This is a genomic window from Actinomadura luzonensis (assembly GCF_022664455.2).
GTDB classification, from domain to species: domain Bacteria; phylum Actinomycetota; class Actinomycetes; order Streptosporangiales; family Streptosporangiaceae; genus Nonomuraea; species Nonomuraea luzonensis.
In genome coordinates this window covers 711,680-727,714 of sequence record NZ_JAKRKC020000002.1, presented here as the reverse complement: position 1 = coordinate 727,714, position 16,035 = coordinate 711,680, and the positions used below count along the sequence as shown (strand labels likewise).

Annotated in this window: 13 protein-coding genes; 6 read left to right on the top strand and 7 right to left on the bottom strand. The window is 73.2% G+C overall.

Annotation, left to right across the window (positions count from 1 at the left end):
* Positions 1 to 17: 17 nt before the first annotated feature.
* On the bottom strand, positions 18 to 1,700 hold the full coding sequence (locus MF672_RS33525) for a glycerol-3-phosphate dehydrogenase/oxidase (protein ID WP_242382163.1): 1,683 nt from the start codon (positions 1,698 to 1,700) through the stop codon (positions 18 to 20).
* A gap of 92 nt (positions 1,701 to 1,792) precedes the next feature.
* Between MF672_RS33525 and MF672_RS33520 the strand changes: the two genes are divergently transcribed.
* A complete protein-coding gene (locus tag MF672_RS33520; protein ID WP_302893323.1) occupies positions 1,793 to 2,593 on the top strand; it encodes an MIP/aquaporin family protein in 801 nt (266 codons plus the stop codon).
* A 33-nt stretch (positions 2,594 to 2,626) separates the two neighbouring features.
* Entirely contained in the window at positions 2,627 to 4,135 is a 1,509-nt protein-coding gene (glpK, locus tag MF672_RS33515; protein WP_242382162.1) for a glycerol kinase GlpK, read from the top strand.
* Positions 4,136 to 4,142: 7 nt separating this feature from the next.
* On the opposite strand, the gene MF672_RS33510 is transcribed toward glpK, so the two are convergent.
* The 4 genes from MF672_RS33510 to MF672_RS33495 form a co-directional block, all read right to left on the bottom strand.
* A complete protein-coding gene (locus tag MF672_RS33510; protein WP_242382161.1) occupies positions 4,143 to 4,730 on the bottom strand; it encodes a dienelactone hydrolase family protein in 588 nt (195 codons plus the stop codon).
* A 39-nt stretch (positions 4,731 to 4,769) separates the two neighbouring features.
* Positions 4,770 to 5,918 carry an ROK family transcriptional regulator gene (locus tag MF672_RS33505; RefSeq protein ID WP_242382160.1) on the bottom strand — a complete coding sequence of 383 codons (1,149 nt, stop codon included), beginning with the start codon at positions 5,916 to 5,918 and terminating at the stop codon, positions 4,770 to 4,772.
* A 56-nt stretch (positions 5,919 to 5,974) separates the two neighbouring features.
* The gene (locus MF672_RS33500) at positions 5,975 to 7,468 is read right to left on the bottom strand and encodes a glycoside hydrolase family 36 protein (RefSeq protein ID WP_242382159.1); all 1,494 of its coding nucleotides are present in this window, start codon (positions 7,466 to 7,468) and stop codon (positions 5,975 to 5,977) included.
* A 75-nt stretch (positions 7,469 to 7,543) separates the two neighbouring features.
* On the bottom strand, positions 7,544 to 8,914 hold the full coding sequence (locus MF672_RS33495) for an ABC transporter substrate-binding protein (RefSeq protein ID WP_242382158.1): 1,371 nt from the start codon (positions 8,912 to 8,914) through the stop codon (positions 7,544 to 7,546).
* A gap of 146 nt (positions 8,915 to 9,060) precedes the next feature.
* Here MF672_RS33495 and MF672_RS33490 point away from each other — a divergent pair, with 146 nt between their 5' ends.
* On the top strand, positions 9,061 to 10,449 hold the full coding sequence (locus MF672_RS33490) for a hypothetical protein (protein WP_242382157.1): 1,389 nt from the start codon (positions 9,061 to 9,063) through the stop codon (positions 10,447 to 10,449).
* Positions 10,450 to 10,482: 33 nt separating this feature from the next.
* On the opposite strand, the gene MF672_RS33485 is transcribed toward MF672_RS33490, so the two are convergent.
* Both MF672_RS33485 and MF672_RS33480 read right to left on the bottom strand, forming a co-directional pair.
* Positions 10,483 to 11,364, bottom strand: coding sequence for a carbohydrate ABC transporter permease (locus MF672_RS33485; protein WP_242382156.1), 882 nt, complete (start codon positions 11,362 to 11,364; stop codon positions 10,483 to 10,485).
* Between the two features lie 12 nt (positions 11,365 to 11,376).
* Entirely contained in the window at positions 11,377 to 12,336 is a 960-nt protein-coding gene (locus tag MF672_RS33480) for a carbohydrate ABC transporter permease (RefSeq protein WP_242382155.1), read from the bottom strand.
* 88 nt (positions 12,337 to 12,424) lie between these two features.
* Here MF672_RS33480 and MF672_RS33475 point away from each other — a divergent pair, with 88 nt between their 5' ends.
* The 3 genes from MF672_RS33475 (at position 12,425) to MF672_RS33465 (ending at position 16,034) form a co-directional block, all read left to right on the top strand.
* Positions 12,425 to 12,829 carry a DeoR/GlpR family DNA-binding transcription regulator gene (locus MF672_RS33475; RefSeq protein WP_308210652.1) on the top strand — a complete coding sequence of 135 codons (405 nt, stop codon included), beginning with the start codon at positions 12,425 to 12,427 and terminating at the stop codon, positions 12,827 to 12,829.
* A 385-nt stretch (positions 12,830 to 13,214) separates the two neighbouring features.
* Positions 13,215 to 13,361, top strand: coding sequence for a hypothetical protein (locus tag MF672_RS33470; protein ID WP_242382153.1), 147 nt, complete (start codon positions 13,215 to 13,217; stop codon positions 13,359 to 13,361).
* 93 nt (positions 13,362 to 13,454) lie between these two features.
* Complete coding sequence (locus MF672_RS33465) at positions 13,455 to 16,034, top strand: DUF7824 domain-containing protein (RefSeq protein ID WP_247815540.1); 2,580 nt, start codon at positions 13,455 to 13,457, stop codon at positions 16,032 to 16,034.
* Position 16,035: the final 1 nt, after the last annotated feature.

The following is a 16,035-nucleotide window of genomic DNA, read 5'->3' as shown; positions in this document are numbered from 1 at the left end:
GCTGATCACCCGGCTCATCACTGGGCCAGGTCGTGCGCGGCCGTCCTGGCCTCGGCCAGGGCGGTGCGCTCCGCCTCGACCAGCCGCAGGCACGCGGCCGTCTCCCGCTCCACCCGCGGCTCGTCCCAGCCGAGCCGGTCCGCCATCAGCCGGGCGATGAGCGGCGCGGCCCGCTCGGCCAGCTCGCTGGACTCGATGAGCATCCGGGTGCGCCGGGCGACGATGTCCTCGGCGTGCAGGGCGCCTTCGTGGGTGACGGCGTAGCAGACCTCGGCCCGCAGCCACGGGCCCGGCTCGATCAGCGGCTCGGCGAGCGAGGGGTCGGCGGCGACCAGGTCGAGCACCTCCAGGGCGAGCGTGCCGTAGCGGCGGATGAGGTAGCGGACGGTGGCCGGTTCGAGGTCGTGGTCCTCGGCCAGCCGGTCGGCGGACAGCTCCAGCGCGGGCAGCCCGTCCGCGCCGACCAGCGGCAGCCGGTCGGTGACCGAGCCGGGCACGTCGTAGCCTTCGAGCGCGGCGTCGATCACGTCCCTGGCCATGATGCGGTAGGTCGTGTACTTGCCGCCGGCGATGGCCGCGAGGCCGGGGATCGGCACGTCCACCACGTGCTCGCGGGACAGCTTGGTCGTCGCGGCGCTCTCGTCGGCGGCCACCAGCGGGCGCAGCCCGACGAACAGGCCGACGACGTCGTCCTTGGTCAGCGGCCTGGCCAGCACCTCGTTGGCGTGCTGGAGGATGTAGTCGACGTCCTCGCCGGTGGCGGCCGGCTCGGCGCGGTCGCCCTCCCAGTCGGTGTCGGTGGTGCCGACGATCCAGCGGCGCCGGGTCCACGGGATGATGAACAGCACGCTCTTCTCGGTGCGGATGATCAGGCCGGTGTGCGAGTCGATGGCCTCGCCGGGCACCATGACGTGCACGCCCTTCGACATCCTGACCCGGAAGCCGGGCTCGGCGCCGCCGGGCAGGCCCGTCACCGGGCCGGTCCACACGCCGGCGCACACCACCACGGCGTCGGCCGACACCTCCAGCTCGGCGCCGCTCTCCTCGTCGCGGACGCGGGCGCCGACGACGCGCTCGCCGCGCTCGTCCCGCAGCAGCGCCACGACGGACGTCCTGGTGGTGATGGCCGCGCCGTGCGCGGCGGCCGTGCGGGCCAGGGCGAGGGTGAAGCGGGCGTCGTCCACCTGCGCGTCGTAGTAGATGACGCCGCCGCTCAGCACGTCGGGGCGCAGGCCGGGCACCAGGCGGCGGGCCTCCTTCGGCGACAGGTTGCGGTGGCGGGGCATCGGGCGGCGCACGCCCTCCAGCGCGTCGTACAACGTCAGGCCCGCCGCCACGTACGGCTGCTCGATCACCCGGTTGCGCACCGGGTACAGGAACGTCACCGGGTGCACCAGGTGCGGGGCCAGCCGGGAGACCAGCAGGTCGCGTTCCTTCAGCGCCTCGCGTACCAGCTTGAAGTCGAACTGCTCCAGGTAGCGCAGCCCGCCGTGGATGAGCTTGCTGGAGCGGCTCGACGTGCCGGCGGCGAGGTCGCGGCTCTCCACGAGCGCCACCCGCAGCCCGCGCGAGGCGGCGTCCAGGGCCGCGCCGGCGCCCGTCACCCCGCCGCCGACCACCAGCACGTCGAAGGTCTGCGCCCGGAGCCGGTCCAGGCATCCCTGGCGGTCGCGCGCGTCGAGCGCGCCGGTGATCCCCATCGCCCATGTCTCACTTTCCGTTATTGTGCACATCCAGAGCGTATGCATTCCCTGGATGGGGAAGGGATCACCTGGGGATTGGAGGAGCGGTGGTGGCGCTGCGCGGCAGGGGGTTGACCGGCGAGCTGATCGCCGAGTTCGCCGGCACGATGGTGCTCATCGTGTTCGGCGCGGGCGTCGTGGCGCAGGTGGTCGCGGGCGGGCTCGGCGGCCACGACAGCATCGCGTGGGCGTGGGGCATCGGGGTCGCGCTCGGCGTGTACGTCGCCGGCCGCACCACGGGCGCGCACCTCAACCCGGCGGTCACGCTGGGCTTCGCGGTCTTCCGCGGCTTCGAGTGGCGCAAGGTGCTGCCGTACGCGCTGGCGCAGACCGCCGGCGCGTTCGCCGGAGCGCTGCTGGTCCGCTGGAACTACACCGAGGTCCTGTCGGCCGTCGACCCCGGCCACACGATCAAGACGCAGGGCGTGTTCTCGACGCTGCCGGGCAACGGCACGCTGCCGGTCGGCCAGTTCGGCGCGCTGCGCGACCAGGTGATCGGCACCGCCGTGCTGATGTTCGTGATCTTCGCCCTGTCCGACGTGCTGAACATGGCGCCGGGCGCGAACCTGGGGCCGGTCGTCATCGGCCTGCTGGTGGTCGCCATCGGCATGTCGCTCGGCACCGACGCGGGCTACGCGATCAACCCGGCCCGCGACTTCGGGCCGCGCCTGGCGAGCTACCTCACCGGCTACGGCGGCGCCTGGCGCGACCAGTACGGCGACCTGTACTTCTGGGTGCCGATCGTGGGCCCGCTGGCCGGCGGCGTCCTCGGCGCCGGCCTCTACCAGGCGTGCATCGCCCGCTACCTCCCCCGCGACGAGGACCGCGACACCGTGAAGCCCTCCGACTGAGCGGGCGGCAGAGGGAGAGCGAGGGAGTACGACATGCCGGACTTCGTAGGGGCCCTGGACCAGGGCACGACGAGCACCCGCTTCATGATCTTCGATCATGAGGGCGCGGAGGTCGCCAGGTTCCAGCTCGAGCACGAGCAGATCCTGCCGCGGGCCGGCTGGGTGGAGCACAACCCGATCGAGATCTGGACCAGGACCGCCGCCGTCATCGAGACCACGCTCCAGCGCTCCGGCCTGCACGACAGCGACCTGGCCGCGCTGGGCCTGACCAACCAGCGCGAGACCACGGTGGTGTGGAACCGGCGCACCGGGCGGCCGTACTGCAACGCGATCGTCTGGCAGGACACCCGCACCGGCGAGATCGCCGCGGCGCTCGACCGCGACGGCCGGGGGCAGGTCATCCGCGACCGCACCGGGCTGCGGCCGGAGGCGTACTTCTCCGGCGGCAAGATCCAGTGGATCCTGGAGAACGTCGACGGCGTGCGCGCGGCCGCCGAGCGCGGCGAGGCCGCCTTTGGCACCACCGACACCTGGACGTTGTGGAACCTGACCGGCGGCCCCAACGGCGGCGTGCACATCACCGACGTGACCAACGCCAGCCGCACCATGCTGATGGACCTCGACACGCTCGACTGGGACGACGAGCTGCTGTCGTTCTTCGGCGTGCCGCGCTCGATGCTGCCGGAGATCCGCCCGTCCGCCGACCCCGGCGCCTACGGCGTGACGTCCCGCTACGGCCCGCTCGGCGGCGAGGTGCCGATCACCGCGATCCTCGGCGACCAGCAGGCGGCCACGGTCGGCCAGGTGTGCTTCTCCCCCGGCGAGGCCAAGAACACCTACGGCACCGGCAACTTCCTGCTGCTCAACACCGGCACCGACCGGGTGCGCTCGCAGAGCGGGCTGCTCACCACGGTCGCCTACCAGTTCGGCGCCGAGCCGGCCGTGTTCGCGCTGGAGGGCTCGATCGCGGTGACCGGCTCGGCCGTGCAGTGGCTGCGCGACCAGTTGCGCCTCATCACCACGGCGGCGCAGAGCGAGGCGCTGGCGCGGCAGGTCGCCGACAACGGCGGCGTGTACTTCGTCCCGGCCTTCTCCGGGCTGTTCGCGCCGTACTGGCGGGCCGACGCGCGCGGCGCGATCGTCGGGCTGTCCCGCTACAACACCGACGGGCACCTGGCCAGGGCCACGCTGGAGGCGATCTGCTACCAGAGCCGCGACGTGGTCGAGGCCATGCAGCGCGACTCCGGCGTGGTGCTCGACGTGCTGCGGGTGGACGGCGGGGTGACCGCGAACGACCTGTGCATGCAGCTCCAGTCCGACATCCTGGGCGTGCCGGTCAGCCGGCCGGTGGTCGCCGAGACGACCGCGCTGGGGGCGGCGTACGCGGCCGGGCTGGCGGTGGGCTACTGGCGCGACCAGGACGAGCTGCGCTCCCACTGGGCCGAGGACCGGCGGTGGGAGCCGCAGTGGAGCCCGGAGCAGCGGGAGCGGGCCTACGCCGGCTGGCAGAAGGCGGTCACCAAGTCGCTCGACTGGTTGTGACCGGCGCTCACAGCCCGGCGACGAAGCCGAGGGCGACCGCCCAGGCCCGCTCGGCGGCCCGCTCGTCGTAGTCCGGCAGCTCGGGGTCGGTGAACAGGTGGCCGGCGCCGGGATAGCGGAACACCTCGACGTCGGCGCGGGCCCGCCGCATGCGGATGTACCAGGCGTTGAGCCAGTCGGCGGGCTCGGCGGTGTCGGGGTCGGCCACGTGCAGCTGCACCGGCAGGTCGTCGGCGGAGACGCCGTCGGGCAGGTCGGAGGTGCCGTGCATCAGCAGCAGGCCCCGGGAGCGCTCGTCACCGAGCGCGAGGTTCTGCGCGATGGCCGCGCCGAGCGAGAAGCCCGCGTACACCAGGCCCTCCTCCGCGCCGCCGGCGACGGAGAGCGGCGCGGCGGCGGCCACGGCGCGCTTCAGCAGCTCGTCGCGGCCGATCTCCTCCTTGATCGCGATGGCCTCCTCGGCGTCGGCGACCACGCGGCCGTCGTACAGGTCGGGGACGTGCACCTCGTGCCCGGCCGCGCGGAACCGCTCGGCGGCCTGGTGGACGGCGGGGCGCAGCCCGTACATCGAGTGCAGGAGCAGGATCCGTGCCATGGCCGCAGCTTAGTGAAGCCGCCCGGGTGCGGTCGCGGGTCAGGCCTGAACGGTGAGCGGGGCGGGCATCCCGTCGGTGAACAGCCGCGCGTCCACCTGGTCCAGGGCCACGCGCAGCGCGCCGAGGGCGACGCTGTCGGCGCCGAGGTCGGAGGCGCGGATCTCGGGCACGCGCAGGCACAGCCGGCGCAGCTCCTGCTCCAGCGGGTCGATGAGCAGGTCGGCCGAGCGGGAGTAGCCGCCGCCGAGGACGACGACCTGCGGGTCGAGGGTCAGCACGAGCGCCGCCGCGCCCACGGCCAGGTCCTTGACGTAGCGGCGCAGCGCGGCGCGGGCGTGCCGGTCGCCCTCGCGGGCGCGCTCGAAGACCCAGGCGGCCTTGTCGTTGGGGTGGATGTCGTCGGGCACGCCCGGGCAGTTCTCGAAGCGGGAGGGGGCCGACAGCCAGCGGACCGCCTTGAGCGCGCCGATCTCGCCGGCCGCTCCCCCGTACCCGCGGCGCAGCGTGCCGTCGAGGATGAGGCCGGCGCCGACGCGCATGCCCGCCAGCAGGTAGACGATGTCGTCGGCGTCCTGCGCGGCGCCCTTCCAGCGCTCGGCGACGGCGGCGAGCTTGCAGTCGTTCTCGACCAGGATCGGGCAGCCGAAGCGGGCCGACAGGTGCTCGGCGGGCGAGACGTCAGCCCAGCCGGGCAGCGGCGTGAACAGCGTGGTGCGGCCCGTGGTGTCGACCGGGCCGGTCACGCCGACCGTGACCGCCCAGATCCGGTCGGGCCGCATGCCCGCGTCGGCCAGGCACTGGGTGATGGCCGCGTCGACGGCCTCCAGGCGCGCGGCCGGGTCGGCGTCGGGCTCGACCGGCAGCCGGTGGCTGCGCAGCACCTGCCCTTCGAGGTCGGCGAGCAGGACGAGGATCTTGTGGACGCCGACGTCGACGCCGAGCACGTGCCCGGCGCCGGCGTTGAAGCGGTAGCGGCGGGCGGGCCGGCCGACGCTGCTGCCGTCGGGCTCGACGACCTGCACCCAACCGTCGTGCACCAGCCCGCGGACCACGACGTCGGTACCCGGCCTGGACAGGCCGGTGCGGGCGGCCAGCTCGGTGACGGTGGCGGGCGGCTGGCCCCGCATCGCCCGGACGATGCTGAGCGAGTTGAGCTCACGGAGCCTGCTGACGTCCGCTCCCGCCATCTCGGGCACTCCTACCCCCCAATTATGCTGCGTTGTAGCGAAATTCTATCCGCCTGTCACGAGATCGGATACTGCTGCCCCCGGTTCAGCGCCGCGCCGAAATCGACGGCGCGGCCGTCGATGGCGAAACTGTACCGGCCCGTCCTGACGATGTCCGGCCGCTCGGCGAGGTAGGCGGCGAGCCGGTCCAGCTCGTCCGGGTGCAGCCACGACGGCGGGTCGGAGACGGCCTTGAAGCCGCAGATCGCGGCCAGGTCCTGCAGCAGGCCCATCTGGGTCTCGGTGAGCAGGTTGAGCCGGCTGCGGAAGTACACGACGTCCGGGTCCACCTCTGCCAGCGGCGACTGCCACAGCCGGTGCAGCGTGTTCACCATCGCGTTGTAGGCCATCGCGTCGGAGGGGTCGTCGCTGGCGTAGTTCGTCCACAGCGGGGCGACGTCCGGGCCGCTGCGCAGCCCGTCGGCCAGCCCCAGCGAGGGCAGCAGCAGGGCGCCGCTGCCGAGCAGGTAGACCTCCGGGCCGGCGACCTCGCGGATCAGGGCGAACGCGTCCCGGTAGGCCTGCTCGCGCGGCGCCCCGGAGTGCCGGACGCCGGGGACGGCGCCCGCGTTGACGAAGTCGAGCTTGAGGTAGCCGAAGCCCCACTCGTGCACGACCCGGTGGATCATCCGGGTGAGATGCTCCCGCACGCCGGGGTGGGTGAGGTCCAGCGCCCAGTAGTGGGTGCCCCAGTTGTGCCCGGCCACGACCGGCCGCCCGGCGGCGTCGCGCAGCAGCCACTCGGGGTGCTCGCGGGCCGTCGCCGACGTGGGCAGCACGATGAACGGCGCCAGCCACAGGCCGGCCCGCATCCCGGCGGCGTTGATCCGCTCGGTCAGGTCCCGCATGCCGGAGGGGAACTTGTCGTTGGGCTCCCAGTCGCCGACCGCCGCCTCCCAGCCGTCGTCGATCTGGGCCACGTCGAACGGCAGGCCGGCCAGCGCGGCGATGTCCTTGTGCAGCACCTGCTCGGTGATGCCCTCGTAGTAGGCGTACCAGGTGCACCACACGTTGCCCGCCCGCCTGCCGCTGCTGCCCAGGCGCCCGGCGAGCTGGCCGGCGTAGCGGGCGAAGACCTCCTCCTCCTCGCCGTAGGCGAGGAACCAGGGGGCCCCGTCCTCCTCGCACCAGCCGGCCAGCGTGTCGCGGTCGGCGGCCAGGCGGGGCACGCCCAGCCCGAGGGAGCCCAGCAGCAGCACCCGCCCGTCGGCGCCCTGCAGCGCGGCCACGGCCGAGGAGTGGTGGCGGGCCGGGTCGTCCCAGACCGTGTCGTCGGCGGTCAGGCGCCGCTGCGGGTCGGCGATCCGCAGCGGGGGCTCGCTGAGCCGGCGCCAGCCGCACGGGCTCCAGGAGTTCTGGCCGTGCCGGTAGAACAGGGCGTCGTCGAGGCCGTGCAGGATCGCGACCCGGCCGGGCGGCAGGACGAGGCCGCCGGCGACGGGCGTGGGGGGCTCGGAACCGGTGAGCTCGACCGCGAATTCACGGCCGGCCAGGCCGACGAGCAGGGGCATGGTTCTCCTTCGGGCAGCGGTGACCGCCCGGCGGGAGGCTCGCGCGGCTCCCGCCGGACGGGGCAGTCGGAACGGTCAGGCGAACAGGGCGTTGACCTGCTGGTTGGCCTTCTGCAGGGCCTCGGCGGGCTCCAGCCGGCCGAGGCTGACCGCCTGGATGGCGTCCTGGACGATCTGGCTGACCTCGGTGCCGTGTTCGGTGATCGGCAGCAGGAAGGTGCCGCCGGGGGTCTTGGTGTAGTCCACGTACACCTGCACGTCGCGGCCCTTGGCCTGGTGGGCGGCGAGGGCCTTCTCCGTCGAGGTCTTGATCGCGGGGAACACCGCGGCGTTGCCGCCGACCACGTCCTGGCAGGCGGTGGAGCCGAGGTACTTCACCCACTTCCAGGCGGCGTCCTTGTTCTCGGTGCCCGCCCAGATGGCGTCCGACAGGCCGTTGATGGCGCTCTTGCGGGCGCCGGCCGGGCCGACGGGCAGCGGCGCGAGCGCGAACTTCTGCTTGGCGTCGTCACCGAGGTAGGTGTTGATGGTCCAGGAGCCGGCGATCGTGAGGGCGGCCTTGCCGGAGTTCATCACGGCGTCGATGCCGAGCGTCGACTGCTTGTCGAAGCGGGGCGCGTAGCCCTTGTCGGTGAGCTTCTTGTACCAGGCGATGGTCTCGACGAGCTTGGGGTCGTCGTACTTGAACCGGGTGCCCCAGGGGTTCTTGTCCAGGTAGGTCCAGCCGTTGGCGGCGGCCAGCTCGCCCCAGCCGTTCTGGCCCTGGGAGCCGTCGTTCCACTCCGGCAGGTACCCGTAGACCGCGACGTGGTCCTTGTCGAAGGCGGGGTCGAGGCCGTCGCGGCCCTGCTCGTCCCGGGTGAGCTTGGCGATGACCCGCTCGAAGGTTCCGCCGTCGGCGGGGTTCCAGGTGAGGTCGGCCAGCTCGGACGCCCGCACGCCGGCCTTGCCGAGCATCTCGCTGTTGTAGACGATCGCCTCGGTGTCCCAGTCCTTGGGCAGGCCGTACCGCTTGCCGTCCTTGACCCACAGGTCGGCGAGCCCTTCCTGGTACTGGCCGAGGTCGATCTTGTCGGCGGTCACGTAGGGCTGGATGTCGAGGATCTGGTTGCTGGAGACGAACTGCGGATAGTAGGACACCTGGTCGGTCCACACGTCCGGCGCCTCGCCGGCGGCGAGCTGCGTGGTCAGGTTCTGCCAGTACTGCGCCCAGGCCGTCTGGGTGATCTTGACGGTGATGTTCGGGTTCGCCTGGTGGAAGGCGTCGGCGCAGGCCTGGTAGGAGGCCAACTGCTTGTCGTCCCACAACCAGTAGTCGAGCGTGACCGGACCGGCCGCCGCACCGTCGCCGGGCTCGTCCTTGCCGGAACCGCCGCACGCGGTGAGCGTGGTGCCCGCCAGCAGCGCGCCGAGCAGCGCCGCTCCGATCCGCTTCCTGTTGATCATCGAGGTGCCTCTTCCTGGGGGACGGGACCGAGGGCCCAGAAGTTCCCTCTTGCCGTGGTTGGCTCTCTCGAATAATGATGTGGCTCATCGAATATTTGTCAAGGCCAGCTCATAAGTGCCTTGGCGATCGTCACGTGGAGGATGCGATGGCCCACTTCCTGACCGGCCGCCCCGCGCGGATGGCGTCAGCCGCTCTCCTGGCCGCCGCCGTCGCGGCGCTGCCCGCCCCCGGCTCGGCCGCGACCGGCCCCACCGGTCAGCCCGGCTGGCGGGAGCTGGCGGCGGCGGAGGCCCCGGACGCCAACCCGCTGAAGGGGTTCATCCCCTACGCCGGCGCCTACACGACGTTCCCGCACTCGATGGAGTGGTTCTACCTGCCGCTCAACGCGGTGATGACGGGCCCGCGCCGCTTCGACTGGCGGGCGCTGGAGGAGCGGCTCGACGCCATCGCGGCGCGCGGCCACCAGGCGGCGTTCCGCTTCTACCTGGACTATCCGGGCAAGCCCAGCGGCATCCCGCGGTTCCTGCTCGACCAGGGCCTGGTGACGCACCCGTACGACGACTTCGGCAACGACGGCGCGAGCGTGTCGCCCGACTACGACGACCCGGACCTCGCGGCCGCGCTCGACCGGTTCATCGCCGCGCTCGGCCGCCGCTACGACGGCGACCCCCGGGTGGGCTTCGTGCAGCTCGGGCTGCTGGGCTTCTGGGGCGAGTGGCACACCTGGCCGCACAACGGCGACCCCGGGACGGAGAACTGGTTCGCCTCCCCCGCCGGGCAGCGCAGGGTGCTCGACGCCTACGACAGGGCGTTCGACCGGACCAGGCTCATGGTCCGCTACCCGGGCGCCGACAACAAGGCGCACGACCTGGGCTACCACGACGACTCCTTCGCCTACTCCACCCTGCCGGGCCCCGGCTGGCACTTCATGGACCTGATGCTGCAGGCCGGCACGGCCGACAAGTGGAAGACCGACACGGTCGCCGGCGAGCTGCGGCCCGAGCTGCAGGGGTGTCTGTTCGACGTCCCGATGGACTGCCCCGGCGACGGCGACAAGGACTTCGCGGGCAGCGTCGCCCAGACCCACGCCACCTGGCTGCTGAACCACCATGCCTTCAGCCCCGGTTACACGGGCGCCGCCTACGAGGAGGCGCTGAAGGCCGCCAGGTCCCTCGGCTACGAGCTCAGGGTGAGCGCGGTCCGGGCCGAGCGCACCCGGCGCGGCCTGGACGTGGCCGTCCGGATCGCCGACGACGGCGTCGCCCCGTTCGCCTACGACTGGCCGGTGCAGGTGGCGCTGGCCGGCCGGGACGGGCGCATCGCCCGCATCTGGACGACGTCCTGGAAGCTGACCGGCATCCTGCCGGGCGAGCCCGTCGAGCTGGCCACCACCGTGCCGGGCGGGCTGCCCCAGGGCGAGCACACCCTGCTCCTGCGGGCGGTCAACCCGCTGCCGAACGGCGTGCCGCTGCGCTTCGCCACCGCCGGCCAGGACGCGACCGTCCCCGGCTGGCTGACCCTCGGCCGGATCTAGCGGTGCGGGGGCGTGGCCCCGGGCCGCGCCCCCTCACTTGATGCCGGAGAAGTTCATCGACTGCACCAGCCGCCTGCCTAGGAAGATCAGCAGGAGGAGCACCGGGATGATGGACAGCACCGACCCGGCCATGAGCCCGGTCCAGTCCGGCGCCGTGTTCGGCGACTGCTGGAGGAACACGCCGAGCCCGACGGTCAGCACCCGGCTGTCCTCGCCCTTGCCCGTCAGCAGCGGCCACAGGTAGTCCTTCCAGCTCCACACGACCGTGGTCAGTCCGATGGTGATCAGCGGGCCGCGGCTCATGGGCAGCACGATCCGCCAGAACATGCCCCACCGGCCGACGCCCTCCAGCGTCGCGGCCTCCTCCACGTCCCTGGGGATGGACAGGAAGAACTGGCGCAGGAAGAACACCGCGAACGGCGTCATGAGGAGGCTGGGCAGCACCAGGCCCGGCAGGCTGTTCAGCAGGCCGAGCTGCTTGACCAGCACGAAGTTGGGCAGGATCGTGAAGATCGGCGGCACCATCAGCGCGGCGATGATGACGCCGAAGGCCACGTCCCGGCCGGGGAAGCGCAGCCGGGCGAAGGCGTAGCCCGCCATGGCGCAGCAGAAGGTCTGCACGACGGCGATCAGGCCGCTGTAGACCACCGAGTTCAGCGTGTACAGCAGGAAGTCGATCCGCGCGCCCGACCCGCCGGCGGCCCTGGCCGCCTCGGGGCCGACCAGGTTCAGCAGCCGGGCGAAGTTGACCAGCGTGGGGCGGTGCGGCCATAACGAGGTGGCGTCGGTCCAGAGGTCCGCGGCCGGGGTGAGGGCCGTGCGGACCATCCAGTAGAAGGGGAAGACGGTGAGCACGACCGCGACGGTCAGGGCCAGCCAGGCGGCCCTCCTGCCGATCCTCGATCCGGACAACATCGGCATGACTCCTTAACCCAGGTCCGAACTCGACGCGCGCAGCATCCGGAGCTGCAGGGTCGTCAGCACGCCGAGAATGACCACGAGGACCATCGCCACGGCGGAGGCGTAACCCATGTCGAAGTAGGTGAACGCCCGCTGGAAGATGTAGTAGTAGATGACCCGGGTCTCCGGGATGGGCGCTTTGCCGCCGTACACGACCGCGACGGTGTCGAAGATCTGGAACGAGCCGATCAGCGACACCACCAGCACCAGCGCCAGGATCGGCCGCAGCAGCGGCAGCGTGATCGAGCGGAACATGCGCCACTCGCCCGCGCCGTCGATCGCCGCGCCCTCGTACAGGTGCGGCGGGATCTGCAGCATCCCCGCGTAGAGCAGCAGCGCGGTGTAGCCGGTGAAGGTCCAGCTGTTGACCAGCGCGACCAGGGGCATCGCCCAGTCCGGCGAGTTGAACGACAACGTGGTGTCGAGCCCGGTCAGGCCGATGAGGTGGTTGACGTACCCGAGGTCGGGGTCCAGCAGCCAGGCCCACAGCAGGCCGATCGTCACGTTCGGCACCAGCCACGGCACCAGCAGCGTCGCGCGCAGGAGGACCGAGCGGGTCAGCCGGTGCATCAGCGCCGCCAGGCCGAGCGCGACGACGGTCTGCGAGACGATGTTGACGACCACGTAGTAGCCGGTGACCTTGAGCGCGTTCCAGAACTGCGCGTCGCCGACGAGCTGCCGGTAGTTGTCGCCGCCGACGTAGGCCGGCTCGTCGAGCAGGCTGTAGTCGGTGAAGGAGTACCAGACGCCCCGGATCGTCGGGTAGGCGTAGAAGACCACGAAGCCCACCAGCACCGGCAGCAGGAACAGCCACGCCACCCGGCGGTCGTCCCGCGCGCGCCGCGGCGGGGCGGACGTGCCTTGACGCTGGTCGGTCCCGGCCTCGGGTCGTGCCCCGGCCAGGTGCGTGGGCGCTTGCCGTGTCATAGGTAATAATGATGTGAGCTAGCGATATTTTGTCAAGGTCTCATCATATCCCGGGCTCCAGCGGGTCACTTGCGGAAGCGCAAATTGGATCTGGCGCAAGCGAAACTCTCATGCTTGTATTCCGTTACGTCCAGGTTTCGCGACGCCAACGGCATCAGCCACACCCCCCGTCACGCACGCGCTGGTCGACCCGCTCGGCGCGCCCATGCTCGAACGCATCCACGCCGACACGCTCTTCCTGACCTGCCACGGCGTGCACCCGGCGGCCGGCGTCACCGGGCTCAACCTGCTCGAAGCCGAGATGAAGCGCAAGATGCTGGGCGCCTCCCGGCGGCACGTCGTGCTCGCCGACTCCTCCAAGCTGGGCCGTACGGGGCTCGCCCCGGTGTGCGACCTGGCCGAGGTGGACCTGCTCGTGACGGGCCGGGAGGCCGACCCGGAGCTGGTGGCCGGGCTGCGTGCCGGCGGCACGCCGGTGGACCTCGTGGACTGAGCGCTTTACGTCGTGAAATCGCCGTCAAACGACCGCGAAATAGGCGCATATCGGACGTTCTGTCCCCTTTTCCGCACTAGCGTCGGAGGTGGAGAGGGGAGGACATCATGACCGGACGATCGGGCTTCCACCAAGGAGGGGGCTGCGGCCGCCGCCGCTGGCGCCGCCGCCGCTGCCGCTGGCGCCGGCGCTGGTGGGGCGGCCCCTGGGGGGACGACTGGGATTGGTGGTGATCCGGCCGGTCGCGCATCCGGCCCGGCACACGTGGCGGCGTCCGCTCGCGAAGCGGGGCCGCCGCTGTCGTTTCCGGCATTGTGTCCTTACTCACCCCCCGACTCCTCCTGTCCGGCTGCGGTCGATCTCCGCGGGCCGCCATCGTGGAGTCATGAACGGCGACCCGCTGATCCCCGCCGACGACGACGAGCTCCCGGGCGAGCCCGTGGCCGACCCTCCGGTCCCGCCGCGCCCCCGCGAGGAGATCGTCGTCCGCGACCTGTTCACCTGGTGTGAGTCCAACCCGCCCGGCCGCTGACGCCGGCCCGCGTACCCGCCGGAGCCCGCCACCGGCTCGGCCGGGGGGCGCGAGCGAGCCGAATTGTCGGCGGGGGCCGTTACCGTCCCCGCCATGGATCATTGGGGCGAGATCAGGAAGCTGATCGAGGCGCGGCACGCCGAACGGCTCACCGAGCGGCTGGAGACCCTCGGCGAGGACGACCGCAAGGAGGTCGCGGCGCGGCTGCCGGAGCTGCTGAAGGAGCTGCGCGGCCGGTTCGACCGGTGGGACGACGGCCTGGTCGACTACGCCGTCGTGCTGCGCGTGGCGGGCGCGGCCACCCTGGGCGGCGCGGCGGCGGTGGCGTCGTGGCTGTACCGGCGCGAGTACGCGCCCCGCTGGGCCGGCGCCGACAACGACGTGGACCTCGTGCTGCGCGTCCTCGCCGGCCGGCCCGCCGCCTGGCGCGCCGACCTGGCCGGGCGGCTGGTGCTGCGCCTCCGCAGGGCCGACGACCGGGGCATGGCGCTCGCGCTGGCCCTGCTGCGCGAGACCGGCGTCACGCCGCCGCCGCACGACGTGCTGGTGGCCGGCTGGGTGAGCACCCCACCGGCGGCCGGGCTGCGCGACGACCCGCTGCTCGACCAGCTGCTGCCGCGCCTGTTCGAGGCCGAAGGGGTGGGCCGGGCGCTGCAGTGGGAGAACGACCCGCGCCGGGGCTGGCTGCGCGCGCTGCCCGGCCTGGCGGACAGCGGCCGGGTCAAGCGCGAGACCCTGACCGGGGGCTGCCTGAGCCGCTTCCTGCGCGGCGGCACCGGCATCGACCTGCGCTTCTTCGTACGCCTGCACGAAGCACTCGACCCCTCCCCCGCCGAGGTGGCCGCGCACGCCCGCGACTACCTGCGGCTGCTGCCCGCCGCGCCCGGCCCGGTCGCCGAGCTGGCCACCCGCCGGCTGCGCGCGGGCGCGCCCCTGACCGGCGATGATCTCGCGGAGGCGTGGGAGGCGCTGCTGTTCCGCGCCGAGCGCAAGCTGGTCCGCGCGGGCCTGGCGTGGCTGCGCGCCTCGGTGCGGCGCGAGCCCCGGCTGGCGGACGTGGTGGCCGCGCCGCTGGCCAGGGCGTTCGCCGCCGACTCGCGCGAGCTGCAGGAGCAGGCCGTGGAGCTGGCCCTGGCCCACGTGGGCGGCATGGGCGAGGAGGGGCGCGCCGCCGTCCGCGAGGCCGTGGAGTTGCTGCCGCCCGACCTCGGCCGCCGGGTCGCGCCGGTCTTCGACGGCGGCGTGGTGGCCGAGGCGCCGCCCGCGTACGTGCCGCCGCCGCTGCCGCCCGCCGCCGAACGCGCCCGCCCGCTGGAGCCCCCGCCCGGCACCCCCGGCGAGCTGCGCCGGCTGTTATGGGACGACGGCGTGCGCGGCTGGCAGCGGTGGGAACGCGCGCTGGCCGGGCTCGTCACGCTGGCCGCGCGCGACCGCGACGGCCTGGCCGCGGCGCTGGAGCCGCCGCACCGCCAGTGGACGTACTGGCAGTACCGCGAGGAGAGCTGGCGGACGGCCGGCCACTGGCTGACCGCCGCCGTGCTGTCGCTGCTCGGGGACGCGCCCGAGCAGCGCGCCTGGCTGCGCATGATGCCCGTCCACCGCCTGGCCGCACCGCACCGGCTGCTGCTGCACCGCGGCGCCGAGGTCCTGCGGGCCGTCGAGGAGGGCGGCCTGCCGCCGCTGCTGCTGGCCACGCCCACGCACGACACCGGGCACGTGGCCGCGGCCGAGCTGGTACGGCGGCTGGAGGTGCTGGAGGCGGCCGGGGCCAAGCCGCTGGCCGCCGACCTCCAGCAGGCCCTGCTGCGCCTGCCGCGCATCCCTGACCCCGGCGCGGCCGCCCGGGCCGCCCGGCTGACCTCCCCGGCGGGCCGGATCGTGGCCGCCTGGACCTGCCCCGAGCCCGGGACGACGCTGGAGTGGCGGTGCGGCGACGAGGGGCCCGAGCACGACTGGCGCGACCGGGGCCACCGTCACACGATCGCCCTGGTCCCGTCCTGCGGCGGCGTCCGCACCGGGCTGCCGCTGGTCGACCTGATGCTCGGCGACGCCGAGCGGCACGCCGACCCCGAGCACCTGGCGTGGTGGCCGTCGATGCTGCCCGCGCACGGCGAGGTCGCGGCGGCGCACCTGGCCCCGTACGTGCTGCGGCGTCACTGGAACGAGGAGCCCGTCGGGCCGGAGCAGGCGCTCGCCGTGGCGCGCGCCGAGGGCCCGGCCGGGGCGGCGTCCGCGCTGCTGCTGGCACGGGTGCTGGGCGACCCCAGGATGCCGGAGTCGCTGGAGGTGCTGCTGGAGACGGCCGCGCGCGGCGAGCTCCCGGAGCGCGAGCTCGGCCGGCAGCTCGCCCTGCTGGTGAGCGCGGGCGAGGTGCGGATGGTCGACGTCGTCGCCGTGCTCGACGCGGCGGCCCGCGGCGGCGCGTACGAGCAGGTGTGGCGGATCGCCGCCGCGGCGCTGCCGGTGCTGCTGCCGCGACCGGGCGAACGCCCGCACAACGGGCTGGCCAGGTTCGTGGCGCTCGCCGCGTCGGCCGCCGAGTGGAGCGGCGCCCGCGGCGAGCTGCCCGAGGTGCGCGCGGCGGCCGCCCGCAAGGGGACCAGCGACCTGCTGCGCGAGACCCGCCGCCTGCACGACCACCTCACCGCGACGACCTCCGGAAAGGAACGATGAC

Coding starts and splice junctions, on each gene's coding strand:
- MF672_RS33525 (WP_242382163.1), bottom strand. CDS start 1,700: ATGGGGATCACCGGCGCGCTCGACGCGCGCGACCGCCAGGGATGCCTG.
- glpK (WP_242382162.1), top strand. CDS start 2,627: ATGCCGGACTTCGTAGGGGCCCTGGACCAGGGCACGACGAGCACCCGC.
- MF672_RS33510 (WP_242382161.1), bottom strand. CDS start 4,730: ATGGCACGGATCCTGCTCCTGCACTCGATGTACGGGCTGCGCCCCGCC.
- MF672_RS33505 (WP_242382160.1), bottom strand. CDS start 5,918: ATGGCGGGAGCGGACGTCAGCAGGCTCCGTGAGCTCAACTCGCTCAGC.
- MF672_RS33500 (WP_242382159.1), bottom strand. CDS start 7,468: ATGCCCCTGCTCGTCGGCCTGGCCGGCCGTGAATTCGCGGTCGAGCTC.
- MF672_RS33495 (WP_242382158.1), bottom strand. CDS start 8,914: ATGATCAACAGGAAGCGGATCGGAGCGGCGCTGCTCGGCGCGCTGCTG.
- MF672_RS33490 (WP_242382157.1), top strand. CDS start 9,061: ATGGCCCACTTCCTGACCGGCCGCCCCGCGCGGATGGCGTCAGCCGCT.
- MF672_RS33485 (WP_242382156.1), bottom strand. CDS start 11,364: ATGTTGTCCGGATCGAGGATCGGCAGGAGGGCCGCCTGGCTGGCCCTG.
- MF672_RS33480 (WP_242382155.1), bottom strand. CDS start 12,336: ATGACACGGCAAGCGCCCACGCACCTGGCCGGGGCACGACCCGAGGCC.
- MF672_RS33470 (WP_242382153.1), top strand. CDS start 13,215: ATGAACGGCGACCCGCTGATCCCCGCCGACGACGACGAGCTCCCGGGC.
- MF672_RS33465 (WP_247815540.1), top strand. CDS start 13,455: ATGGATCATTGGGGCGAGATCAGGAAGCTGATCGAGGCGCGGCACGCC.